Annotated in this window: 27 protein-coding genes; 16 read left to right on the top strand and 11 right to left on the bottom strand. The window is 61.6% G+C overall.

Features of this window, described 5'->3' with window-relative positions:
* Positions 1-20 precede the first annotated feature (20 nt).
* Positions 21-488, top strand: a complete 468-nt coding sequence (locus MK745_RS14185; RefSeq protein ID WP_243613955.1) for a GNAT family N-acetyltransferase — start codon at positions 21-23, stop codon at positions 486-488.
* Here the strand turns inward: MK745_RS14185 and MK745_RS14180 are convergent.
* Positions 464-934, bottom strand: coding sequence for an NUDIX domain-containing protein (locus tag MK745_RS14180; RefSeq protein ID WP_243613954.1), 471 nt, complete (start codon positions 932-934; stop codon positions 464-466). The genes MK745_RS14185 and MK745_RS14180 overlap by 25 nt on opposite strands.
* A 59-nt stretch (positions 935-993) precedes the next feature.
* On the opposite strand from MK745_RS14180, the gene MK745_RS14175 reads away from it, so the two are divergent.
* Together MK745_RS14175 and MK745_RS14170 are read left to right on the top strand one after the other, a co-directional pair.
* Positions 994-1737 (top strand): alpha/beta fold hydrolase, encoded by a 744-nt coding sequence (locus tag MK745_RS14175; protein WP_243613953.1) that lies wholly within the window; start codon positions 994-996, stop codon positions 1735-1737.
* Complete coding sequence (locus MK745_RS14170) at positions 1734-2864, top strand: alpha-D-ribose 1-methylphosphonate 5-triphosphate diphosphatase (RefSeq protein WP_243613952.1); 1131 nt, start codon at positions 1734-1736, stop codon at positions 2862-2864. The genes MK745_RS14175 and MK745_RS14170 overlap by 4 nt, the downstream gene beginning before the upstream one ends.
* On the opposite strand, the gene MK745_RS14165 is transcribed toward MK745_RS14170, so the two are convergent.
* From MK745_RS14165 to MK745_RS14155, 3 genes are all read right to left on the bottom strand, one after another.
* The gene (locus MK745_RS14165) at positions 2861-3937 is read right to left on the bottom strand and encodes a 5-(carboxyamino)imidazole ribonucleotide synthase (RefSeq protein WP_243613951.1); all 1077 of its coding nucleotides are present in this window, start codon (positions 3935-3937) and stop codon (positions 2861-2863) included. The genes MK745_RS14170 and MK745_RS14165 overlap by 4 nt on opposite strands.
* Positions 3930-4418 (bottom strand): 5-(carboxyamino)imidazole ribonucleotide mutase, encoded by a 489-nt coding sequence (gene purE / locus MK745_RS14160; protein ID WP_243613950.1) that lies wholly within the window; start codon positions 4416-4418, stop codon positions 3930-3932. Before purE ends, MK745_RS14165 begins: the two co-directional genes overlap by 8 nt.
* 99 nt (positions 4419-4517) lie before the next feature.
* Positions 4518-4742: a YdcH family protein gene (locus MK745_RS14155; RefSeq protein ID WP_243613949.1), complete on the bottom strand. Its 225-nt coding sequence runs from the start codon at positions 4740-4742 to the stop codon at positions 4518-4520.
* Positions 4743-4897: 155 nt separating this feature from the next.
* On the opposite strand from MK745_RS14155, the gene MK745_RS14150 reads away from it, so the two are divergent.
* The 3 genes from MK745_RS14150 to MK745_RS14140 all read left to right on the top strand — a co-directional run bounded on the left by MK745_RS14150 (position 4898) and on the right by MK745_RS14140 (position 6504).
* On the top strand, positions 4898-5311 hold the full coding sequence (locus MK745_RS14150) for an Hsp20 family protein (protein WP_243613948.1): 414 nt from the start codon (positions 4898-4900) through the stop codon (positions 5309-5311).
* Between the two features lie 2 nt (positions 5312-5313).
* Complete coding sequence (locus MK745_RS14145; RefSeq protein WP_243613947.1) at positions 5314-5541, top strand: DUF1150 family protein; 228 nt, start codon at positions 5314-5316, stop codon at positions 5539-5541.
* A 96-nt stretch (positions 5542-5637) separates the two neighbouring features.
* Positions 5638-6504: a glycosyltransferase family 10 domain-containing protein gene (locus tag MK745_RS14140; RefSeq protein WP_243613946.1), complete on the top strand. Its 867-nt coding sequence runs from the start codon at positions 5638-5640 to the stop codon at positions 6502-6504.
* Positions 6505-6567: 63 nt separating this feature from the next.
* Here the strand turns inward: MK745_RS14140 and MK745_RS14135 are convergent, their stop codons facing one another.
* Both MK745_RS14135 and trxB read right to left on the bottom strand, forming a co-directional pair.
* Positions 6568-8646, bottom strand: coding sequence for a bifunctional sulfate adenylyltransferase/adenylylsulfate kinase (locus MK745_RS14135; protein ID WP_243613945.1), 2079 nt, complete (start codon positions 8644-8646; stop codon positions 6568-6570).
* A gap of 291 nt (positions 8647-8937) precedes the next feature.
* Entirely contained in the window at positions 8938-9882 is a 945-nt protein-coding gene (trxB, locus tag MK745_RS14130) for a thioredoxin-disulfide reductase (protein WP_243613944.1), read from the bottom strand.
* 214 nt (positions 9883-10096) lie between these two features.
* Between trxB and MK745_RS14125 the strand changes: the two genes are divergently transcribed.
* Positions 10097-10597 (top strand): Lrp/AsnC family transcriptional regulator, encoded by a 501-nt coding sequence (locus tag MK745_RS14125; RefSeq protein ID WP_243613943.1) that lies wholly within the window; start codon positions 10097-10099, stop codon positions 10595-10597.
* A 77-nt stretch (positions 10598-10674) separates the two neighbouring features.
* Here MK745_RS14125 and MK745_RS14120 read toward each other — a convergent pair whose 3' ends face one another.
* From MK745_RS14120 to lgt, 4 genes are all read right to left on the bottom strand, one after another.
* Complete coding sequence (locus MK745_RS14120; RefSeq protein ID WP_243613942.1) at positions 10675-10818, bottom strand: hypothetical protein; 144 nt, start codon at positions 10816-10818, stop codon at positions 10675-10677.
* Positions 10819-10981: 163 nt separating this feature from the next.
* A complete protein-coding gene (pgeF, locus tag MK745_RS14115) occupies positions 10982-11740 on the bottom strand; it encodes a peptidoglycan editing factor PgeF (protein ID WP_243613997.1) in 759 nt (252 codons plus the stop codon).
* The gene (locus MK745_RS14110) at positions 11737-12798 is read right to left on the bottom strand and encodes a class I SAM-dependent methyltransferase (protein ID WP_243613941.1); all 1062 of its coding nucleotides are present in this window, start codon (positions 12796-12798) and stop codon (positions 11737-11739) included. The genes pgeF and MK745_RS14110 overlap by 4 nt, the downstream gene beginning before the upstream one ends.
* Positions 12791-13684 (bottom strand): prolipoprotein diacylglyceryl transferase, encoded by an 894-nt coding sequence (lgt, locus tag MK745_RS14105; protein ID WP_243613940.1) that lies wholly within the window; start codon positions 13682-13684, stop codon positions 12791-12793. Before lgt ends, MK745_RS14110 begins: the two co-directional genes overlap by 8 nt.
* Positions 13685-13780: 96 nt before the next feature.
* Between lgt and MK745_RS14100 the strand changes: the two genes are divergently transcribed.
* The 8 genes from MK745_RS14100 to MK745_RS14065 all read left to right on the top strand — a co-directional run bounded on the left by MK745_RS14100 (position 13781) and on the right by MK745_RS14065 (position 21342).
* Positions 13781-14020: an accessory factor UbiK family protein gene (locus MK745_RS14100; RefSeq protein WP_243613939.1), complete on the top strand. Its 240-nt coding sequence runs from the start codon at positions 13781-13783 to the stop codon at positions 14018-14020.
* 111 nt (positions 14021-14131) lie between these two features.
* A complete protein-coding gene (locus tag MK745_RS14095; protein WP_243613938.1) occupies positions 14132-14842 on the top strand; it encodes an ABC transporter ATP-binding protein in 711 nt (236 codons plus the stop codon).
* Between the two features lie 4 nt (positions 14843-14846).
* Entirely contained in the window at positions 14847-17210 is a 2364-nt protein-coding gene (locus MK745_RS14090; RefSeq protein ID WP_243613937.1) for an ABC transporter permease, read from the top strand.
* A gap of 7 nt (positions 17211-17217) precedes the next feature.
* Positions 17218-18435, top strand: a complete 1218-nt coding sequence (locus tag MK745_RS14085) for an efflux RND transporter periplasmic adaptor subunit (RefSeq protein WP_243613936.1) — start codon at positions 17218-17220, stop codon at positions 18433-18435.
* A gap of 277 nt (positions 18436-18712) precedes the next feature.
* Positions 18713-19213: a YbjN domain-containing protein gene (locus MK745_RS14080; RefSeq protein WP_243613935.1), complete on the top strand. Its 501-nt coding sequence runs from the start codon at positions 18713-18715 to the stop codon at positions 19211-19213.
* Positions 19214-19245: 32 nt separating this feature from the next.
* Positions 19246-20061, top strand: coding sequence for a pyrroline-5-carboxylate reductase (proC, locus tag MK745_RS14075; protein WP_243613934.1), 816 nt, complete (start codon positions 19246-19248; stop codon positions 20059-20061).
* Positions 20054-20392 (top strand): tRNA-binding protein, encoded by a 339-nt coding sequence (locus tag MK745_RS14070; protein WP_243613933.1) that lies wholly within the window; start codon positions 20054-20056, stop codon positions 20390-20392. The genes proC and MK745_RS14070 overlap by 8 nt, the downstream gene beginning before the upstream one ends.
* Positions 20389-21342, top strand: a complete 954-nt coding sequence (locus tag MK745_RS14065) for a 2-hydroxyacid dehydrogenase (protein ID WP_243613932.1) — start codon at positions 20389-20391, stop codon at positions 21340-21342. The genes MK745_RS14070 and MK745_RS14065 overlap by 4 nt, the downstream gene beginning before the upstream one ends.
* Here the strand turns inward: MK745_RS14065 and MK745_RS14060 are convergent.
* A complete protein-coding gene (locus MK745_RS14060) occupies positions 21325-21921 on the bottom strand; it encodes a thymidine kinase (protein WP_243613996.1) in 597 nt (198 codons plus the stop codon). The genes MK745_RS14065 and MK745_RS14060 overlap by 18 nt on opposite strands.
* A gap of 376 nt (positions 21922-22297) precedes the next feature.
* Here MK745_RS14060 and MK745_RS14055 point away from each other — a divergent pair, with 376 nt between their 5' ends.
* Positions 22298-22753: a hypothetical protein gene (locus MK745_RS14055; protein WP_243613931.1), complete on the top strand. Its 456-nt coding sequence runs from the start codon at positions 22298-22300 to the stop codon at positions 22751-22753.
* The last annotated feature ends 5 nt before the right edge of the window (positions 22754-22758 follow it).

Raw genomic sequence — 22758 nt, 5'->3', positions numbered from 1 at the left:
GATGGCCCTAGTGTCGCGCCATGATTATTCGTGGATATGGTCCCAAGGACGAGCCCAAGGTGCGAGACGTCGTGAAACGCGCTTTTGGACAGGATGATGAGGCGGTGCTTGTCTCGGCGCTGCGCCACGGCGGGCATATGGCGCTCGAGCTTGTGGCCGAGGATCGCGGGCGGATCGTCGGGTATGTGGCACTTTCAAGGATGGAGGCGCCTGACGGGTGGCTTGCCCTCGCGCCGGTTTCTGTCGATACGAAACGCCAGAAGAAAGGCATAGGGTCGGCGCTCTGCCAGATGGCCGTGAGCTATGCCAATGCGCCGGTCGTGGTACTTGGCGATCCGACTTACTATGCGCGGTTCGGGTTCGACTATGAGCGTGCGGCGAAGCTCCAGACGCCGTTTCCCGTTGCCTATACGGGTCTCTACGCGCCCAAGCTCGACATGGCGCAGCCCGAAGAGACCTTGCGCTATGCGCCGCCTTTCCGGGCCTGACGCGGCTTCACCAAGAGCTCCAGCGGATCATAGCTGATCCCAGCCGCACTCCATGCGACCTCTGGCAAGCTGTCGGGTTTGAAACGAATCCCGGCCATCTCATTGCGCGCAAAGAACCGTCGCCGCGTGACGATTGCCTCAGGGTCTTGCCAACTGTCGTCGAGCGCACCTTCTGTGATCGTGCACCGGAAATAGAGATCGACCTGATGGAAGCGATCCTCGGGGTTGTGAAACTCATTCACGAGGCACGGCGCACCCACCGCGATCCGAAGCCCGGTTTCCTCCCACACCTCCCGCGCGAGGTTCTCGGGCAGGGAGGCGTTCTTCTCAACCCCTCCGCCGGGCGCGCACCAAAGATCATCAACCTCGCCGGGAAACGCATTCACGAGCAAAAGGCGATCCTCCTGCATGATAAGCGCGCGCACGGCGAGGCGAGGGGAGAGCATGGGCGGTTTCCTCTTGGACAGGGCTTTTGTAGACGCCCAACAGGGCCTATCTCAATAGGATGCGTCTCTTCGTCTTCATATTGGCCCTGATTCCGGGTCCGGCACTGGCCGATTGCGTGATCCTGCTACACGGATTGGCGCGTACCGAGGCGAGCTTTGTCGTGATGGAGGCCGCGCTGCGCCGCGAAGGGTATGATGTGGTGCGTCCGGGCTATCCCTCGACCAAGGCCGAGGTGCAGGCGCTGATCGACCCGCTCTTGCCCAAGGCCGTGGCGCAATGCGGAGAGGGCAAGGTGCATTTCGTCACCCATTCCATGGGCGGCATCCTGACCCGGCTCTGGCTCTCGCAGAACAAGCCTGAAACCCTTGGGCGCGTGGTCATGCTCGGCCCGCCCAACAAGGGCACGAAACTGGTCGACGAGATGACCGCCTGGGGCAAAGAGGTCGCGATCTGGGGCGAGGCGTTCGAATGGTTCAACGGTCCGGCTGGGGCTCAGTTGGGCACGGACGGTCTCCCGTCTCATCTGCCGCCGGTTGATTTTGAGCTTGGCATCATCGCCGGGAACCGCTCACTCAACCCCATCACTTCGATGATTGTGCCCGGCGCCGATGATGGCAAGGTCTCGGTCGCGTCTACACGTGTCGCGGGGATGGCGGATCATATCGTGTTGCCGGTGACCCATACCTTCATGATGAACAATCCGCATGTGATCGCCGAGACCATGTATTTCCTTGCCCATGGCCGGTTTCATCACGATATGTCCTTCGGGGATGTGCTTTCCGGGGGACGAGGCGGACGATGAAATTCTGTAACGCGACACTTCTTGCGCCCGATGGCTTTGTTTCGGGCGATATCGCGCTTGTTGAAGGCAAGATCGCCGAGGATGGCGATGGACGTGAGATCGACCTCGCGGGGCTGTGGGTCTTGCCGGGGATGATCGATCTGCATGGCGATGGGTTCGAGCGCCATATCGCACCGCGACGCGGGGCGCTCAAGGATCTCTCGCCGGGGCTTCATGCCGCCGATGCAGAGCTTGCATCAAGCGGCATTACAACAGCTATGTTGGCGCAGTTCTTCTCGTGGGAAGGTGGTATGCGCGGCCCCGATTTTGCCGAGCGGTTCGCCACGGCCCTGCGGGAAGAGCCGGGGCTTCTCACCGATATGAAGCTGCAATTACGTCTCGAGACCCATCTCCTCGAGGACTATGCGCGCTTCGAGGCGCTGGCGGAGAGCAGCGGCGCGCCCTACGTCGTTTTCAATGATCACGTTCCACATGATGCGCTGGCCAAGGGCAAACGCCCGCCGCGCCTTACTGGGCAGGCGCTTAAGGCCGGCCGCAACCCAGAAACGCACCATGCGCTCCTGCAATCTCTGCACGACAATCGCGACGCGGTGCCCGAGGCCGTGAGCGCGCTTGCATCGCGGCTTGCCGCGAAGGGCATCTTTCTCGGGAGCCACGATGACAACTCAGCCGAGCAGCGCGCCGAGTGGCGCGTGCGAGGCGCACGGCTCTCCGAGTTTCCGGAAACGCGAGAGGCCGCTGCGGCGGCGAAGGCGGCGGGGGATGCCGTGGTGCTTGGGGCGCCGAATGTAGTGCGGGGCAATTCTCACAAGGGCAACGTCTCGGCGACCGATCTCCTGCGTGAGGGGCTCGGAGATGCGATTGCCTCGGACTATCATTACCCGGCGATGCGCCAAGCCGTGTCCCGGCTCGTGGCGCAAGATATCCTGCCGTTTGAGGCCGCTTGGAAGCTCGTCTCCGAGGGGCCAGCCGATGTTCTGGGGTTTGCGGACCGAGGGCGCATCGAGATCGGCAAACGTGCCGACCTCGTGGTGATGGACCCGGAGACGGGGCGCATCGGCGCGACCTTCGTTGCGGGCAAGATCGCCTTTATGGCCGGGCCAATCGCGGCCCGGTTCCTGAGTTAATCCGCTTTCGGGCGAATGCGATTCACATGGCCCATCTTTCGGCCCGGTTTGGCTTCGGCCTTGCCGTAGAGGTGCAGCGCGGTATCGCCACTGCGCAGGATCTGTGGAATTTGCGCAAGGTCGTCGCCAATCAGGTTTTCCATCACGACATTGGCATGGCGCTGACCATCACCGAGCGGCAGGCCGGTCACGGCGCGGATATGCTGTTCAAACTGATCGACGGCACAGCCGTTTTGCGTCCAGTGCCCCGAATTGTGCACACGCGGCGCGATCTCGTTCACGACAAGCCCTTGGCCCGTCACGAAAAGCTCGACCCCCATGACGCCGACATAATCGAGCGCGTTGAGGATGTTGGCGGCCAGAAGCACCGCGTCCATCCGCTGTGAGGCGGTGAGGGTCGCAGGCACGGTCGTGGTGCGCAGGATGCCGTCGCGATGCACGTTCTCGCCGGGATCAAAACAGGCGACGTCGCCGGAAAGGCCGCGCGCCGCGATGACAGACACTTCGTGGCTGAAATCGACAAACCCCTCAAGAAGGGCCGGAGCGCCTGCCATGTCCTTGATGGCGCTGGCAAGGTCGTCGGTATTCTTGATGCGCGCCTGCCCCTTGCCGTCATAGCCAAAGCGACGAGTCTTGAGGATCGCGGGCGCGCCGATCTGCGCGACGGCCGCCTCGAGCTCTTCAAGGGTCTCGACGGCGGCATAAGGTGCGGTTCTGAGGCCAAGCCCTTGCAGAAAGTCTTTTTCGGTCAGGCGGTCTTGGCTCACGCGGAGCGCCTCGCGGCCCGGACGGATCGGGCGATGCGCCTCAAGAATGTCGAGCGCCGAGGTCGGGATGTTCTCGAACTCATAGGTGATGACGTCGACCGAGTCGGCGAAACGCTTGAGCGCCTCGGCGTCCTCGTAGGAGGCAGTGGTCACCGTATCGGCGACCTGCCCGGCGGGCGGGTTGGCGCCCGGCTCGAAGATATGCGTGATATAGCCAAGGCGCGACGCCGCGACCGAAAGCATCCGGCCAAGTTGGCCTCCGCCAAGAATACCAATGGTGCTGCCGAGGGGGAGGGTGTCAGTCATCTTGCGGCTCGTCGGGAATAGAAGCGGAAAGGGCCTCGCGCCACGCATCAAGGCGCTCTGCGAGGGCGGGATCGGAGGTGGCGAGAATACCCGCGGCCATCAACCCGGCATTGGCCGCGCCCGCCGCACCGATTGCCATGGTCGCGACCGGAAAGCCCTTGGGCATCTGGACGATGGAATAAAGGCTGTCGACACCGGAAAGCGCCTTGGTCTGGACCGGCACGCCGACGACCGGCACACGGGTCTTGGAGGCCATCATGCCCGGAAGGTGCGCCGCGCCGCCCGCACCGGCGATGATGACCTTGAGACCGCGGCCCGCGGCCTCCTTGCCATAGGACCAAAGCCGGTCCGGCGTGCGGTGCGCCGAGACGATCTTGGCCTCGTAAGCGATGCCAAGTTCATCGAGAATATCGGCTGCGAGTTTCATGGTCGGCCAGTCCGATTGGCTCCCCATGATGATTCCAACTTCTATGTCGCTCATTTCTGCCTCTGACGCCTTGAAAACAGGGTTTATAGACGATGCGGCGCGCGGCGCAATGCAACAGGGCAAGAAACCGTCATGGCGCGCTCCGGTCCGGGATCAGGCGATGATATCGGGGGTCAGGCGGTCCTCGATCTGCGAGATGATATCCTTGAGGCGAAGTTTCTGTTTCTTCAGCCGCTGGATCGTCAACTGATCGCCCGTGCCGCGTTCACTCAGGGCATGAATCGCCTCGTCGAGGTCGCGGTGTTCCTGCCGGAAGACTTCCAGCTCCACACGCAACACGTCATCGGTTTTCATGGACAGATCACGGGGGGCGTTCATCTTCGGATTTCCTGAGACTCGTCAGGCCTCTAACATAGCGAATAGCATCCTTGCTGCAAAGCCCTTGCAGTCCTCGCGCGGCTTTCCCATATTTACCTGAACGGGTCGCCATAACGGGGCCTGTTCTGGACTGTCGCTTACGCAAGGACGTGTCGATGAGCAAACTGACTCTCAATGCCTACCCGAACATGCTCGGGTTCGAGCAACTGGAACGCCTCTTGGAACGCACCGCAAAATCGGGCAACGAAGGCTATCCGCCCTACAATATCGAACAAACTTCGGATTTCTCCTATCGCATCACGCTGGCAGTGGCCGGCTTTAGCGAAGCAGACCTGTCGATCACCGTGGAAGACCGCCAACTCGTGATCCGGGGCCGCCAACAGGATGACGACGATGGCCGCATCTTCCTGCATCGCGGAATCGCCGCCCGCCAGTTTCAGCGCAGCTTCGTGCTCGCCGATGGCGTGGAGGTGGGCGACGCCATCATGGAAAACGGATTGCTACACGTAGACCTGAGCCGCACCCGGCCGGAAACCGTTGTACAAACCATAGAGATCAGGACGAAGTAACCATGTATACCGAATACGATTTTGGCCAAGAAGATCAGAACCGGATTGTCTATGTCCGCGAAGTCGCGGTGGACGATCTTCCCGAAGAAGTCCGCGATCAAGCCGAAGGCGCAGAGGTGCTCTATGCCGTGCATTCCGCCGATGGCGAACGCCTCGCGCTTGTGAAAGAGCGCAACCTTGCCTTTGTTCTCGCGCGTCAAAACGATTTCGCACCCGTGGCGGTGCACTAAGCCTTGCGTGGGTGCAGGCCTCGGGGCTTGCACTCTGCGCGCAGAGAGGTCACTGCTGTTTTCCGATCGCCCGGATGAGGCCCAAGGAAGACCAGGATGACCAAGCACGCCCCCGCAGTCGCGGTTTTACCCTATGGGACCAAACTCGGCGCGCGTCCGGGGCGCTTTTCGCTCGATGCGCTGAACTGGCCGCTGGGGCAACCTGACCGTTTGCGTGGCAAGACGCTCCGCGATATGGGGCAGGACGATCACCTTGTCATCTATCCCAAGGGGAGCGTGCATTTCCGCCCCTCTTTTGGAACGCCCGCGAAGGTTTCCATGATGGTGGTCGAGCCGCAAGCCGTTCAAGCGCGCCACTTCCGCCACCTGCGCTGGTCGCATCGCCGGTTCTTCCGGGTGCTCTCGGCACAGGAGGATTTCCTTGCCACGATCCCAAACGGGCTTTTCTTTCCATTCGGGAGCACTTGGGTGCCCGAATGGCGCGACCTCGACACGACCAAACGTGCCAACATCTCGCTGATTGCCTCGTCCAAGCGTGATCTCGAAGGGCATGTGTTGCGCCACGACATCGTGGAATGGGCCGCGCAGGCAGATATCGCGCTGGATGTCATGGGGCGCGGTTATAAGCCCTTTGATCGCAAATCTGATGGCCTTGCCCCCTATCGCTTTTCGGTCATCATCGAGAACGTGCGCGAGCCCAACTACTTTACCGAGAAACTTGTCGATGCGATCCTCTGCGAATGCGTGCCGATTTACTGGGGCTGTCCCAATATCGGACGCTTCATGGATGCAGAGGGGATGATCCTCTGCAAGAGTGCGGCCGAGCTGCACGAGGCGATCCGCTCGGCGGATGAGACCCTCTTTGCCAAGAAGCTGCCGGCGTTGCGTGCGATCAAGGAAAAGGCGGCCCACTGGGGCGATCTCGAAACCCGCGCTGCCGAGGCCGTTCTCGCGTCAAGTTGACCCTCCCCAAAAGAAAAGGGCCGCCCCGAAGGACGGCCCTTTTGATTCGTGAAGTCGCAGGGATCACTGCGCCGCGATGAGGCCCATGCTTTCGAGCTTGAGGATCACCTGATGCGCGCAGTTGTCGACGTCGACATTTTCGGTTTCGACGCTCAGCTCGGGGTTGGCGGGAACGTCATAGGGATCGGAAATCCCGGTGAATTCCTTGATCTTGCCTTCGCGGGCGAGCTTGTAGAGGCCCTTGCGGTCGCGGCGTTCGCATTCTTCGATGGAGGTCGCGACATGGACCTCGATGAAGGCACCGAACTGTTCGACATCTTCGCGCACCGCGCGACGCGTGGTGGCGTAGGGCGCGATCGGGGCACAGATGGCGATGCCGCCATTCTTCGTGATCTCCGAAGCGACATAGCCGATGCGGCGGATGTTGAGATCGCGGTGTTCCTTCGAGAAGCCAAGCTCGCTCGAGAGGTTCTTGCGCACGATATCCCCATCGAGAAGCGTCACCGGACGGCCCCCCATCTCCATCAGCTTGACCATGAGCGCGTTGGCGATGGTCGACTTGCCGGACCCGGAGAAGCCGGTGAAGAACACGGTAAAGCCCTGCTGCGAACGCGGCGGCTTGGTCTTACGAAGCTCTTCGACCACCTCGGGGAAAGAGAACCAATCGGGGATTTCGAGGCCTTCCGACAGGCGGCGACGCAGTTCGGTGCCCGAGATGTTGAGGATGGTCACGTCATCCTTGTCCGCGATCTCGTCGATGGCTTCGTACTGGGCGCGTTCCTGCACATAGACCATGTGTTTGAAATCGACCATTTCGATGCCGATCTCTTCCTGATGCTGGCGGAACAGGTCTTGCGCGTCATAGGGGCCGTAGAAATCTTCGCCTGCCGAGTTCTTGCCGGGGCCTGCGTGGTCGCGGCCAACGATAAAGTGGGTGCAGCCGTGGTTCTTGCGGATCAGGCCGTGCCAGACCGCCTCGCGCGGGCCTGCCATGCGCATGGCGAGGTTGAGGAGCGACATGGTCGTGGTCGAACCCGGATACTTGTCGAGTACCGCCTCGTAGCAGCGCACGCGGGTGAAGTGATCCACGTCGCCCGGTTTGGTCATGCCGACAACCGGATGGATGAGAAGGTTGGCTTGCGCTTCTTTCGCGGCGCGGAAGGTGAGTTCCTGGTGCGCACGGTGCAGCGGGTTGCGGGTCTGGAAGGCCACGACCTTGCGCCAGCCGAGTTTGCGGAAATAGGCGCGCAGTTCGTTCGGCGTGTCGCGACGGGCGCGGAAGTCATAGTGGACGGGCTGCTGGATGCCGGTGACCGGGCCGCCGAGATAGACCTTGCCAGCCTGATTGAGCAGGTAGTTGACGGCAGGGTGCGCTTCGTCGTCGGCGCCAAAGACCTTCTCGGCTTCGCGCGATTTGTTCGGGGTCCAACGGTCGGTCACGGTCATGGTGCCGAGGATGACGCCTTCTTGATCGCGCAATGCGATATCCTGACCAAGCTCGAGCGACTCGGCAAAGTCTTCGGACACGTCGAGCGTGATCGGCATGGGCCAGAGCGAGCCATCCGCGAGGCGCATATTTTCGACGACGCTGTCGTAGTCTTCTTCTGACAGGAAGCCTTTCAGCGGGTTGAACCCGCCATTCATCAGAAGCTCCAGATCACAGATCTGGCGCGGCGTCAGGTCATGGCTGACGAGATCGGCGGCTTCGACTTTGAGTTTCTGCGAGCTCTCGTAGGACACGTAGAGTTCGGGGATGGGCGCGAGATTGTTCTGCATGAGTTTTGTCCTGTACTTGAACGGGGAAGGGCCACTGGTCGTGCCGGTCAATTCGGCGTGGAGTGCGTCGTATTCGTCGAATTTGCGGGCGAGGAACTGGTCGGTCAGGCGGAGTTTCTCCGCAGCGCCACGCGCGGTGAGCGCATAGGCAAAGCGTTGTCGCTTGTCCGGCCCGGAACGTTCGGAAATCCTGATCAAACCAGTCTCGGCAGCTGTGCGAAGCTGAGCGTTGAGGCGGCCAAGCGATATGCCAAGCGCCGCTGCCGTGACTCGCTGCGAGGCTTCCGGCGCAAGGTCAAGCTGGCGCAGGAGGCGAAAGAGCTGATCTTGCTCTTCCGGTTTGGATGTCGCGGTGGTCAAGGCCATGGTCTGGGACTCGAGATGTGTTCACGGATGAACGCATTGCATATCTCGCAGGCGCAGAAAAGAAGAAATCACGGCATTTTTAGGGAATCCACCAACGTGGCATGATTATCACAGCCGTTTGCGAGCCCTCAAGAGACACGCATGTCTCGGGCCGTGGGCGGGATCGGAATGTTGTCTCTAACGGAGGGAAGAGGGCTGGGAGATGCGCCCATGTGCGCCCGGCGCAGGGGAAAATCGGTCTTTTCTGACCAGAGGCCGGGGCCGCGCGGCCGTTGCGCGGCCCCTGTTGGTTCAATCGTCCTGTTCGGCGAGCCAGCGCTCGGCGTCAAGCGCCGCCATGCAGCCCATGCCCGCCGAGGTCACGGCCTGGCGATACTTGTGATCTGTCAGGTCGCCTGCTGCAAAGACGCCCGGCACCGAGGTTTCGGTGGTGCCTGGCTTCACCGCGACATAGCCGCCATTGTGAAGTTCGAGCGTATCCTTGACCAGTTCGGTCGCCGGCGCGTGCCCAATCGCGACGAAGACACCGGCGCAGGGGATTTCTGTGATCTCGCCGGTCTCCACGTGCTTGACCTTTACACCGGTCACGCCCTTGGGGTTGTCGTCGCCGACAACTTCTTCGAGCGTGTGGAACCAAAGCGGCTCGATCTTGGGGTGTTTCTTGAGGCGGTCCTGCAAGATCATCTCGGCGCGCAGTTCGTCACGGCGGTGGATGAGCGTCACCTTGGAGGCGAAATTGGTTAGGAAAAGCGCCTCTTCCACGGCGGTGTTGCCGCCCCCGATCACAACAATCTCTTGTCCGCGATAGAAGAACCCGTCGCAGGTTGCACAGGCCGAGACACCAAAGCCCTTAAAGGCCTCTTCCGACGGCAGGCCGAGCCATTTGGCACGCGCGCCCGTGGCAAGGATCACAGCGTCGGCGGTGATCGTGTTGCCACTATCGCCCTTGGCAGTGAACGGGCGCTTGGACAGGTCGAGGTCGGTGATGATGTCCGAAACGATCTCGCAGCCCATGGCGCGCGCGTGTGCTTCCATGCGCACCATCAGGTCCGGACCTTGCACCTCGGTGTCGCCGGGCCAGTTCTCGACCTCTGTCGTGGTGGTGAGCTGTCCGCCCGGTTCGATCCCCTGCACGAGAATCGGCTCGAGCATGGCGCGGCTCGCATAGACGCCGGCGGTGTATCCCGCAGGGCCCGAGCCGATGATGAGAACCTTGGTGTGTTTCGTGTCGGCCATGAGGCACCTTTCCGTTCTTCAAACTGGGTTGCCGAAAGGATATAGCGATCCGAACCACCGGCGAAAACCCCGATGGCGTCGCAAATTCGCGCCGGTCAAATGTTGGGCGGTCAGGCGAAGCACAATAAAATGATCTTGCGCCTGCGTGAAATAATATTGCGCGTGCGCCGGGCGGTGGTATAAGAACCGAAAATCTGACAGCGAGAGAAACTTCATGCCCGGAACACGGCTCGATCCGATAGATCGTAAAATCCTGGCCGAACTGCAGGCCGATGGCCGCATGACAAATGTCGAACTGGCCAAGCGCGTCGGAATCTCGGCTCCGCCCTGTCTGCGCCGCGTGCGCACGCTTGAAGAGGCGGGGTTCATCCGCGGCTATCACGCCGACGTAGACGCACGTGAACTCGGTTTCGAAGTGCAGGTCTTTGCCATGGTTGGCCTCGTAAGCCAGGCCGAGGCGGACCTCGCCACCTTTGAAGAGCGCTGCCGCAACTGGTCGCTCGTGCGCGAGTGTCACATGTTGAATGGCGAAGTGGATTTCATCCTCAAATGCGTCGCCCCGGACCTATCGACCTTCCAGAGCTTTCTCACCGAAGACCTGCTCAAGGCGGACAATGTGGCGAGTGTGAAAACCTCGTTGGTGATCCGTGGTGCCAAGGATGAACCGGGCGTACCGTTCGATGTGCTCGAAGACCGCCTGAGTCGCGACGCCTGATCTTCTGATCCCTGAATTGCAAAGGCCGCGCCCGGATCGTCCGGACGCGGCCTTTTTCGTTGTGCTGCCTGTATGACTTAAGCCGCTTTGACTTCGAGCTCGCCTGCGGTGCGCTTGGCAATGAAAGCCGCTCGGCGCGCGCCACGTGCCCACGGCATGGCCGGAACGTCGGTTTTCGCGCTTGCCGTGATGGATTTGATAAAGCGTGTTTTGCCTGCCATTTGTTTTCTCCTTCGTTCCGAACCCGGGCTGTCTCGCCCGCATTGTTTCTTGGTTTCTTGATTGAAACCAATGTCGTCCCGAAATGGGGCAGGGATGGGGCGGAACCGGTCTGATTTTAGGAAAATGCCCGGTTCTTTTCGGGGCAGGTGGGTCGTCCCGCGCTCAGAGACGGATGGTCGAGATGAGACGCCCGTAATCCGCCTCGCCGGCATGGGTCGCGCGGCGATAAGAGAAGAACCGCGCTGGATCCGAATAGGTACAGTGGCGGGTCCATTCCGCCGTCCCGACCCCTGCCTTCCGCAGCCGGTGTAGACCATAGCCCTGAAGATCGAAGAGCATCTTCTCGCCGCCATCGCCTGCGAAGAAGCGGCTGTTCTCAACGTCTTCTAGGAGGAAGTCATCCATGAACTCCGGACCAACCTGATAGGCGCGCTGGCTGATCGACGGACCGATCACGGCGGCGGTCTGGTCCCGCTTGGCGCCAAGGGCCTCCATCGCATCAAGCGTCGCCTCGAGGATGCCACCAAGCGCGCCGCGCCATCCGGCATGTGCGGCCCCGATAACGCCCGCCTCGTGGTCTGCGAAAAGCACTGGCTGACAATCGGCGGTCAACACGGCCAGAACGACACCCGGTGTCTTGGTGACCATTGCGTCTGCTTCTGGGCGTGGATCTTGAAGCGGGCCGTCAACCGTGACGACATCGCTGGAATGGGTCTGGTGCACAGAAACAAGGTGCTCCGGTGCGACGTCCATTGCGCCCGCAACCCGGCCCCGATTGATACGCACGATCTCAGATTGATCCGACGACCCGGCACCACAGTTCAATCCCGAGAACACACCCGAAGAGGCTCCGCCCTTGCGGGTAAAAAAGCCATGCCGCAAAGGCGTCAGGCGATCGGATGTCACGATTTCAAGCATCAGGCCTCGAATCCGGGGGGCGGGGTTGCGTCTGTCGGATAGACCGCCAGCGTTTTGAACAGGTTTCCCATTTCCTCCGGGTGCGTCAAGCGGCGATGTGCGGCGATATGGCTTTCAAGCGCCGCCCCGCTGAGTCCCTTGGCGAGCGCTTGGGCGCGGGCCGTGATCCCGAGCCGTTCAAGGAAAACGCCCTGCGGCGTCAGTCGGCTATGGGCCGAGGGCGTGGCGTTGGCGAGCGCCTCGAAATCCACATGCGCCGTAAGGTCCGCCGTACCGGGCGCCTCAAGTGGAGCGACTTTTTCATGCGCGCGCATCGCCTGTAGCGTGTCGCCGAGAGAGCGCCAGTCGCCATAGTCGATTACGATCCCCACGCCGCCATGTGCTTCGATTCGTGTCCCTATGGCGGCCATGATCGGCGCTGCTTGCGGGCAGATTTCCACAAGATCGCCCTCTTGCGTATCCGCGAGACGGTGGTGCAGCGCGGGCTGCGCCAGAAGATCGCCAAGACCGAACCGCAGGCTTTCATCCTCCAGGCCGACCAGACGCTCACGCCACCCCGGTCCACTGCGCAGGAATTGCCGGATCGGTAGCGCATCAAAAAACTCGTTCGCAACGAGGAAAAGCGCTCTGTCCTCGGGAAGGGTGTCGATGCTGTCATGCCATGTGACCTCCTCCCCGAGCGTGGCGCGTTGTGCCGCGCGCAGGGGCGGAGAGGCCTCGACAAGGTGGAGCGTGGCCGCTTCCGTGAATCCCGGCGCAGCGCGGGTCGCGCGTAGGATATCGGCCATGAGTGTACCGCGACCGGGTCCAAGCTCGGCCAGAGCAAACCGCTCCGGACGTCCTTGGTCGAGCCAGCTTTGCGCGAGGCAGAGGCCGATCATCTCGCCGAACATCTGCGAGATTTCCGGCGCAGTGGTGAAGTCGCCAGCGGCGCCAAGGGGATCGCGCGTCGTGTAATAGCCATGCGTCGGATTTAATAGCGCCTCGGCCATGAATTCCGAGACGCGCAGCGGCCCGCCCGCCCGAATCCGCGCCGCGAGATGGGCTTCGAGATCAGACATGGCGGACACGGCGCGCGCGTTGAATGAGCCAGAGCCCAAAAAGGATCATCGGCAGCGACAGAATTTGCCCCATCGTCAGCCCGTAGCCTCCCATTTCGAGCGCGAGGCCAAGCGGGTTGCCTTCGGAAATGAACTGCGGATCGGGCTGGCGCACGAACTCGACAAGGAACCGCGCAAGGCCATAGCCCGCAAAGAACACCCCCGCGATGAGGCCCGGCGTCTTGAGCGCCCCGCGCCGGAAGGCGAGGGTGATGAGCAGCGCTCCGAGGATTAGCCCTTCAAGCAGCGCCTCGTAGAGCTGCGATGGATGGCGCGCGCAGATCTCGCCCACGGCTTGGCCGCATTCCTGGGCGTAATAGCCGGGAAAGGCGACGCCCCAAGGCAGGTCGGTTGGTCGCCCCCAAAGCTCGGCATTGATGAAATTGGCAATCCGGCCGAGGAGAAGCCCCGGCGCGACCCCGAGAGACATCGCGTCGGCCAGCGACAGGCGTGATACCTTATGGCGCGCCGACCAGGCCCAGGCCGCGATCACGACACCAAGGAATCCGCCATGGAACGACATGCCCCCTTGCCAAATGACAAGGATTTCCGCGGGGTTCACGAGGTAATAGGCAGGCTTGTAGAATAGGACATAGCCAAGCCGCCCACCTAGGATCACGCCAAGGATGACCCATGTTAGCAGGTCTTCGCATTGCCGTGCATCCATCGGCGCACCCTTGTCCCCCCAAAGGGCCGGGCGCTTCAAGGCAGCAACGACAAGCCGCCAGCCAAGCAGGATGCCGACGATATAAGCCATCGCATACCAGCGGAGCGCGATCTCAACGCCAAACAGGCTGAACGCGAAAATTTCGGAGGAGATATCGGGAAAGGGGATCATGGCGCGCATAGGCGAAGTTTTGTCCATGGCTCGCAGAGGAAGTCAACCTTGTGCCGCGCCGCATCTGCCCCCATATAGGGGCCAACGCAATTGCCGGAGACGATCATGCAGACCCGCAACAAGATCATGGACGATATTTCCCAATTGATGACCAACGCCATGGGCGTGGCGCAAGGGGCCAAGGACGAAGCCGAAACCGCGATGAAGTCGATGATGGATCGTTGGCTCGCGGACCGCGATTTCGTCACCCGCGAGGAATTCGATGCCGTGCGCGCCATGGCCCAGAAGGCCCGAGAGGAAAACGAGGCCCTGAAGGCACGCCTCGATGCGCTGGAAAAGAAGTAAGATTTGAAGGGCGCCGCGAGCGCCCTTTTTCTTTACGGTATGCCTGTCATGACGCCGCGGGCATCGATTGTTCTTGCCGGGCACGCTGGGCCGGGTAGCCTTGGACCTGATATGAGTCGGGACATTACATTCAGGACGGAAGACCTCACCAAGACCTATGGTGAGGGCGCGGCCGCCGTGCATGCCCTGCGCGGTGTCGATCTTGAGATTCCGCGCGGCGAGATTGTCGTGCTCCTCGGGCCGTCCGGCTCTGGCAAATCCACGCTTCTCAATATTCTCGGTGGGCTTGATCGTGCGACAAGCGGTGACGCCTATTTCGAGACAGAAAACCTAAGCGATATGAACGACCGCGCGCTGACGCGCTATCGGCGCGATCACGTCGGGTTCGTGTTTCAATTCTATAACCTCATGCCGTCGCTAACGGCGCGAGAGAACGTCGAGCTTGTGACGGAAATCGCCAAGGATCCGCTCGGCGTCGAAGAGGCGCTGACGCTCGTCGGCCTCGGCGATCGCATGGATCATTTCCCGGCCCAGATGTCAGGCGGCGAACAACAGCGTGTCGCCATAGCCCGTGCCGTGGCCAAGAACCCGACCGTGCTTTTCTGTGACGAGCCCACGGGGGCGCTCGATTCGACCACCGGGCGTGCGGTGCTGCATGTGCTGAACGATGTGAATGCACGTCTTGGCGCGACCGTCCTGATCGTGACCCACGCTGCCGAGACCGCCCGCATGGCGCATCGCGTCATCCATTTCGCGGATGGTGCTATTCGCGACGTGGTGCAGAACGAAACCCGCCTCAGCCCTGACGAGATCGAATGGTAGGACAATGCGGGCGCTCGATCATAAGCTGATGCGCGATCTCTGGCGGATCCGGGGGCAGGCGGGAGCCATTGCCCTCGTCGTCGCCGTCGGGGTCAGCCTTCTGGTGATGATGTCGGGAATGCTGCAATCGCTGCGCGAAACACGGATTCAGTATTACGAGAGCTACCGCCTCGCCGAGATTTTTGCGCCAGTGACCCGCGCCCCCACCCCGATGGTCGAGCGTGTCGCCGATATCGCCGGAGTCGCCGCCGCAGAAGGCCGTATTCGGGGCGCCGCGCTTCTCGACATGCCGGGGCAGGCGCTTCCGGTGCGGGCTGCCGCTCTGTCTTTGCCGCGCTCCATGGTGCCGCGCCTCAACAATCTGTACCTCAAGGATGGGCGTCTCCTCGCTCCCGGCCATATGGACGAGGTGGTGGTCCTAGAGAGTTTCGCAACCGCGCATGACCTCGCGCTCGGCGATCACTTGACCGCGACCATGCAAGGTAGCCGCCGCGACTTTCAGATCGTCGGCTTTGCCGCTTCTCCGGAGTTCCTCTTTACCACGGCGCCGGGCGAGTTCGTGCCTGACGATGCCCGCTTCGCCGTACTTTGGATGCATGAGGAGGCGCTTGCTGCTGCCTTCGACGTGCAAGGCGCGGTGAATGAGGTTCTGATTGCGCTTGAGCGCGAGGCGAATGCCAATGACGTTCTGGCCAAGGTCGATCGGCTTCTGGATCGCTATGGCGGACAGGGGGCCTACCTGCGCAAGGATAGCATGTCGGACCGTTTCATCTCTGAAGAGATCGCCGGGCTCTCGGCAACATCCGTTGTCGTGCCGCCGATCTTCCTTGGGGTGGCGGCTTTCCTTCTTTACATCGTCATCACCCGCCTGGTGCAGGCCGAGCGCGAACAGATCGGTCTTATTAAGGCGTTCGGCTACACCGACTTCGAAGTGGCACTGCATTACTTCAAGCTGGTGATCATCATCGCTGTGATCGGCGCGGCGCTGGGCTGCGCGCTTGGGCTTTGGGGGGGGCGACTTATGGCGGGGGTCTATCAATCGGTCTATCATTTCCCCTTCCTCGTGTTCCGGGTCGAGCCCTCGTCCTTTGTCACAGGCATCATCACCTCGGTTTTTGCCGCCTCTGCCGGGGGCATTCTTGTGCTGCGCGGGGTCTTCCGTCTGACGCCCGCCGTCGCCATGCGCCCGCCTGCGCCAATGGACTTTTCGCGCACGGGCGCACTCAACAACCGTTTGCGCCGCTGGCTCGATCAACCGACCCGTATGGTTCTGCGCCGCATCCTGCGCAATCCGGGGCGGATCGGCGGTGCGGTGCTCGGGATCGCCGTCGGCATGGGTCTCTCTTCGGCGCAGATGTCGCTCATGTCGGGCTTTGATGACACGCTCGATCTGACCTTCGGGGTGATCGACCGTTCCGATGTTGCCGTGACCTTTTTCGAACCCATGCCCGCCAAGACGGCGTTCAATATGGCGCATCTACCTGGCGTCCTCGAGGTAGAGCCCGTGCGCAGCGTCTCTGCCGTGATGCGCAACGGACGGCAGAGCTATCGCGGCTCGGTCACAGGGCTTGTCGAAGAGGCGCGCCTGAACCGCGCCGTGCGCAAGGACATGAGCGATATTACCATGCCGACCAAGGGCATCGTGCTCGCTCGCGCGCTTGCCGACACGCTCGATATTGGACCCGGCGAAACGTTGCGTGTCGAGGTGCTCAACGGTCGCCGCCCGACGATAGATGTGCAGGTCGCGGAGGTGGCCGAGACGCTGCTTGGTGCCCCCGCCTATATGCGGTTCGAAGGTCTCAATGCCGCGCTTGGTGAAGTCGGGCGCGTTTCGGCGGTCTACTTGCGGGTGGACGCGTCGAAGATGGATGCGCTCTATGCCGCGCTGAAGGATATGCCGACAGTCGCTGGCGTGACACAGCGCGAAGACGCCCGCGCCGCGATGCAAAAGCTCATGGATACGGGCGCGGGCGCAATGCGCTATGTGATGGCGGCGATTGCTGGGATCATCACATTCGGCATTGTCTATAACGCCGCCCGCATCGCGTTTGGCGAGCAATCCCGCGATCTGGCGAGCTTACGGGTCATGGGGTTCACGCGCGGCGAAACCTCTTATGTGCTGCTCGGTGAGTTGGTCGTGGTGGTGCTATTGGCAGTGCCGCTTGGTGTTGGGATCGGCTACTACCTGTCTTTCCTGATCGCTGCCGGATTTAGCACCGACCTCTACCAGATCCCGACGGGATTCCGCCCAGATGCCTTCGGTGCGGCGGGGGTGGCCGTGCTTCTGGCGACGGTTGTGTCGGGGGCTTTGGTGCGACGGGATATTGACAAGGTCGACCTCGTGGAGACCCTGAAGACAAGAGAGTGAGGCGAAAATGGCGACGCGGAAATCGAGAAATGTGCTCATGATCGGGGTTGTCGGGCTGGTCGCGGCGGCGCTTGCCGCAGCCTTCTGGCCACAACCGACCGAGGTCGACCTCGGCACGGTCAAACGCGGTGCCATGCGGCTGACCGTGGATGAAGAGGCCCGCACACAGGTGCGCGACCCCTATGTGGTCTCGACACCCATCGCGGGCCATCTCTTGCGCGTGGACCTTCAGCCCGGCGATCGTGTGACGCAGGGCGAAACCATCGTCGCACGCATGTTGCCCACCAACCCTGCCGCGCTCGATATCCGGACGCGGGAACAGGCCGGAGCCGCTATCGACTCGGCCAAGGCCGCGTTGCGCGTTGCCGAGGCTGACCTGAACAAGGCCCTTTCAGATCGCGACCTCGCCCAAACCGCCCTTGAACGTGCCCGCAAGCTCTTTGCGCAAGGCAATATCTCACAGGCTGCGATGGAACGGTCGGAAAGCGCGATGCGGACGGCGCAGGCCGTGGTCGATACCGCCCGCGCGGCCATCTCGATGCGGGTCGCCGACCTCAACAACGCCGAAGCCAATTTGATCTCCTTTGACAATATCGGCCAAGCCAGAAGCGCCAGCGAGGCCATTGACCTGCCATCTCCGATCACTGGTGTGGTGCTGCGGGTGATCCAAGAAAGCGAAACCATCCTTCCGGCCGGTACGCCGGTGCTCGAGATCGGCGATACCGCGAATGATCTCGAAGTTGTGGTCGAGTTGCTGAGCAGCGATGCCGTGCGTGTCGCAATCGGCGATCCTGTCGAGATCGACAATTGGGGCGGCGACGGCGTGTTGAATGGTATGGTGGAACGGATTGACCCCTTCGGATTTACCAAGTTCTCCGCGCTCGGCGTCGAAGAACAACGGGTCAACTCTGTGATCCGCTTCACCGATCCACCGGAACAGCGTGGCGGGCTAGGCCATGGGTTCCGCGTCGAAGCCCGCATCATCGTCTGGCAGGATGAGGACACGCTCATCGCCCCTTCAAGTGCCTTGTTTCGTCATGATGACGGCTGGGCCGTCTTCGTCATCCGCGAGGGACATGCGGTCCTGACACCCATCGAAATCGGACGCAACAACGGGTTTTCCGCGCAGATTCTCGACGGGCTCGACGTGGGAGCAGAGGTTGTTCTCTACCCATCGGCGACGCTCGTGGACGGGGCCCGCATTACCGCCAGAAGCGCCGGCTAGATCGTCTTTCGATAGCGCCATAGGTTGCGCGTTCTGCGGGTTTTCCAACAAGGGAAACGCGCCCGGCGCTCTCTGTGGTATGTGACAGTTTCTTGTGCCTCGGTGCGATTAATCCACAACTTATTGCGTTATCCACAAATATTTTGCTTTACAGCAGACCCTCTCTACCGCCACCATATCTAGTAAGGGAGGCGGAAAATCCCGCTGTCCCTAGAGCAGGCACCAAGCGCTAGGGGCGCTGCCATTCCCCCGGCGCAAGAGAGAAAGAGGTGGCGCCATGGCATTGTCTGAGCAGTTCTTCGAAGAAGATATTCACCCGATCGACATCGTCGAGCATATCGCAGAGCACCACGACTGGAGCTTTGACAGACTCGGGGACGATCAGATCGCGATGGCTGTTGAAGGACAGTGGCGCACCTACTCGATCACCCTTGCCTGGTCCCACTATGATGAAACGCTTCGCCTCGTGTGTTCCTTTGAGATGGAGCCGCCCGAAGAGAAGCTGAGCGCACTACACGCGGCGCTCAACGCGGTCAACGACGAATGCTGGGCCGGGGCGTTTACCTTCTGGGCCGAGCAAAAGCTGATGATCTATCGCTACGGCCTCGTCCTTGCGGGCGGCCAGATGGCGAGCCCCGATCAGGTTGATACGATGATCCGTGCCGCCGTCCTGAGCGCCGAACGCTTCTACCCCGCGTTTCAGCTTGTCGTGTGGGGCGACCGCAAGGTCGAGGACGCGATGCAGGTCGCCATTGCAGAGGCTTACGGTCGCGCGTAACACTTCCCCCCAAATACGAACAGGGGGACATCATGGATATGAAACATGTCGCCGAGCGGGGTTTGGTTCTGCTCGGATGTGGCAAAATGGGATCGGCCATGCTCGAGGGCTGGCTCGCGGGCGGACTTCCTGCAAACTCTGTCTGGGTGCAGGATCCGTTCCCGAGCGATTGGGTCAAAGGTTCTGGCGTGAACGTCAATGAAACGCTGCCCGCGAAACCCGCCATCGTCCTTGTCGCGGTCAAACCGCAGGTCATGGCCGAGGCGCTTCCGGTGCTCGAACCGATGGGCAATGGCGAAACGCTCTTCATTTCGGTTGCGGCTGGGATCGGTTGCGCCACCTACGAAGACATGCTCGGAAGCGACACTCCGATCATCCGCGCCATGCCGAACACGCCCGCAGCCGTCGGGCGGGGCATCACCGCGATCATCGGCAACGCCCGCGCTAGTGCCGATATGCTCGATCTTGCCGAAAGCTTGCTCAAGGCCGTGGGACAGGTCGTTCGCCTCGAGAGCGAAAACCAAATGGATGCGGTCACCGGCGTGAGCGGCTCTGGCCCTGCCTACGTTTTCCATATGATCGAATGCATGGCTGCAGCGGGCGAAGCGCAAGGTCTCGCGCCCGATCTTGCCATGGCGCTCGCCAAGGCGACCGTGGCCGGGGCAGGGGCGCTGGCCGAGGCCGCGGATGAGACGCCCGCGCAACTGCGCGTCAACGTGACGAGCCCTAACGGCACGACACAAGCTGGTCTTGAGGTGTTGATGAACGCCGAAACCGGCCTGCCGCCATTGATCCGCAAGACCGTCGCAGCAGCAGCAGATCGCTCGCGGGAGCTGGCCAATGGCTGAGATTTCCTTTGACGACTTCCTCAAAGTCGACATCCGTGTTGGCACTGTGACCCGCGCCGAGCCCTACCCGGAGGCGCGCAAACCCGCGATCAAGCTCTGGGTCGATTTTGGCGATGAGATTGGCGAGCGCAAAAGCTCTGCCCAGATCACCAAGCACTACGATCCCGAGGCCCTTGTCGGTAAACAGGTCATGGCCGTGGTCAATTTTCCCCCTCGCCAGATCGGCAAGTTCATGTCGGAAATCCTTGTTCTCGGTTTGCCGGATGCAGATGGCGAAATCGTCCTTATCGGCCCAGATCAACCCGTGCCAAGCGGCGGGAGAATGCATTGAAACGGCTGTTCGTGACACGCCCGTTGCCCGACCTCGTCATCGACAAGGCCCGCGAGGCTTGGGATGTGACCGTCAGGACGAGCAACGCGCCGATGTCCCCGGACGAGATGCGTGTGTCCTTGCAGGACTACGATGCCGTCTTGCCGACCCTTGGAGATCTCTACGGTGCCGAGGTCTTTGCCGCCGTGCCCGCCCCGCGCTGTCGTATCCTCGCGAACTTTGGCGTCGGGTATAACCATATCGATGTAACCGCCGCCCGCGCTGCCGGGATTGCTGTGACCAACACGCCTGGCGCGGTGACCGACGCCACTGCCGATATCGCCCTGACCTTGATGCTGATGAGTGCTCGCCGCGCGGGCGAAGGCGAACGGTTGGTGCGCGCCGGGGCTTGGAGTGGCTGGCACCCGACCCAGATGCTCGGGCTGCACCTTTCAGGCAAGACGGTCGGCATTGTCGGCATGGGGCGCATCGGTCAGGCCATCGCCAAGCGCTGTCACCTCGGGTTCGGTATGGCAGTGCGATATTTCAATCGCTCGCCGAAGGACTTGCCCTTTGACGCGACCCGTGTGGACAACCTCCACGAACTCGCGGCTGAGGTCGACATTCTCGTGGCGGCGGTGCCCGGTGGGGCCGAGACGCGGCACCTAATGGATGCCGGTATCTTTGCAGCGATGCAGCCTCACGCGCATTTCATCAACATCTCGCGCGGCGATGTCGTCGACGAAGCCGCCCTTATCACCGCGCTTGAAAGTGGGGCCATTGGCGGCGCGGGGCTTGATGTCTATGAACAGGAACCCATCGTTCCGGACGCGCTGAAACAGATGGAAGACGTGGTGCTTCTACCCCATCTTGGCACCGCCGCGCTCGAAGTGCGGACCGGCATGGGGTTGATGGCCGTGGAAAACCTTGCCGCCTTTGCCATCGGAGCGCCGTTACCGAACGCCGTCTGATCCGTCGTCCATCGCTTCACGCCAATGACGGCGGCAGAGGGAAACATAGCTTTCATTGCCGCCGATCTGCACCTGTGCACCGTCATGCAGCACGTCTCCAGCCTCATCGAGCCGCACCACCATCGTCGCTTTCTTGCCGCAGTGACAGATCGTGCGCACTTCGCGCATTTCGTCGGCAAGGGCGAGCAACGCGGCAGAGCCGGGAAAGAGTTTGCCCCGGAAATCGACGCGCAGCCCGTAGCACATGACCGGCACGCCAAGATCGTCCACGGCCCGTGCCAATTGCCAGACTTGCGCCTCCTCGAGAAACTGCGCCTCGTCAAGGAACACACAGGCGCAGGGCCCTTCGTCAAGCCGGGCCTCGATCATCGCGAATAGATCGTCTTCGGGGCCAAACCCAACCGCCGGGCTTTCAATCCCGATCCGTGACGCGATCTTGCCGCGACCGGCGCGCGTATCTAGCGCCGCAGTCAGAAGGTAGGTCTCCATGCCGCGTTCGCGGTAGTTATGCGCGGCTTGCAAGAGCACCGTCGATTTGCCGGCGTTCATTGTCGAATACTGAAAGTAGAGCTTGGCCATGGCGCGGTCATAGGCTGGCGAAGGGCTTGGATGCAAGAGGCTCTGGTGGGCGAGGCGGGGCCGAGGCGATCGCATCCACGATCGCCCCGAACCTGCCGTCTACTCTTAACTCAAGCTTTCCAGGAGACAGGGTCTCTGGGGATGGCTGGAAAGCGCCACTCGCAACGATGTAGACAGGTCGCCTGCTACGAGACTTGTTCGCATATGGACGCCCCTACACTCCGAGCACGTGTCCGAGGGATTGTGCCCGAATGTCCACGCGTTTCCGCATGTGAACACTTTACCAATGACATTATGAATGTAAGTCTTTAAGGGGAAACAAATTGCAGGTTTCCCCATGCGCTAAGGGGATTATTCGTTTCGGGGGTAGAAGAGCATGAACGCGATCGGGTCGTACCTGAAGAAGCACTCCGAGGCTCTGGTCAAGGATGTTGGGATCGAGGCCGCTTGCGAGCTGACGGGAAAATCCAAGGCCACGCTCGGACGCTACTACTCGCAACATCCCGAGCACGAAGACCGGTTCATGCCGATTGATGCGGTCGCCCTCCTCGAAGAAGCCTCGTCTTACCCCCATGTTACGGCGGCTCTGGCCGAGTTGAAGCGCATCACCCTTTCCTATGACGACCGCCGCAAGAACGATCGCGAAGGTGGGGTCAATTCCGATGTGGTCGCCCTGAGCCAGCGGTTCGCCATGCTGATGGCCGAATATAGCCAGTCGATCGAAGACGGGATCATTACCGTGAACGAGGCCAAGCGCCTTCTCAAGGAAACTGTCGCGCTTCAGCAGGTGCTGATCGACATGAAACTGCACCTCGAAGAAGAGACCGTCTGATCTTT

This window comes from Shimia aestuarii, assembly GCF_022814865.1.
In the GTDB taxonomy this organism is placed as follows: domain Bacteria; phylum Pseudomonadota; class Alphaproteobacteria; order Rhodobacterales; family Rhodobacteraceae; genus Shimia; species Shimia aestuarii_A.
Note: the sequence above shows the minus strand (reverse complement) of the source record. Positions and strands in the feature narration are given on the sequence as shown.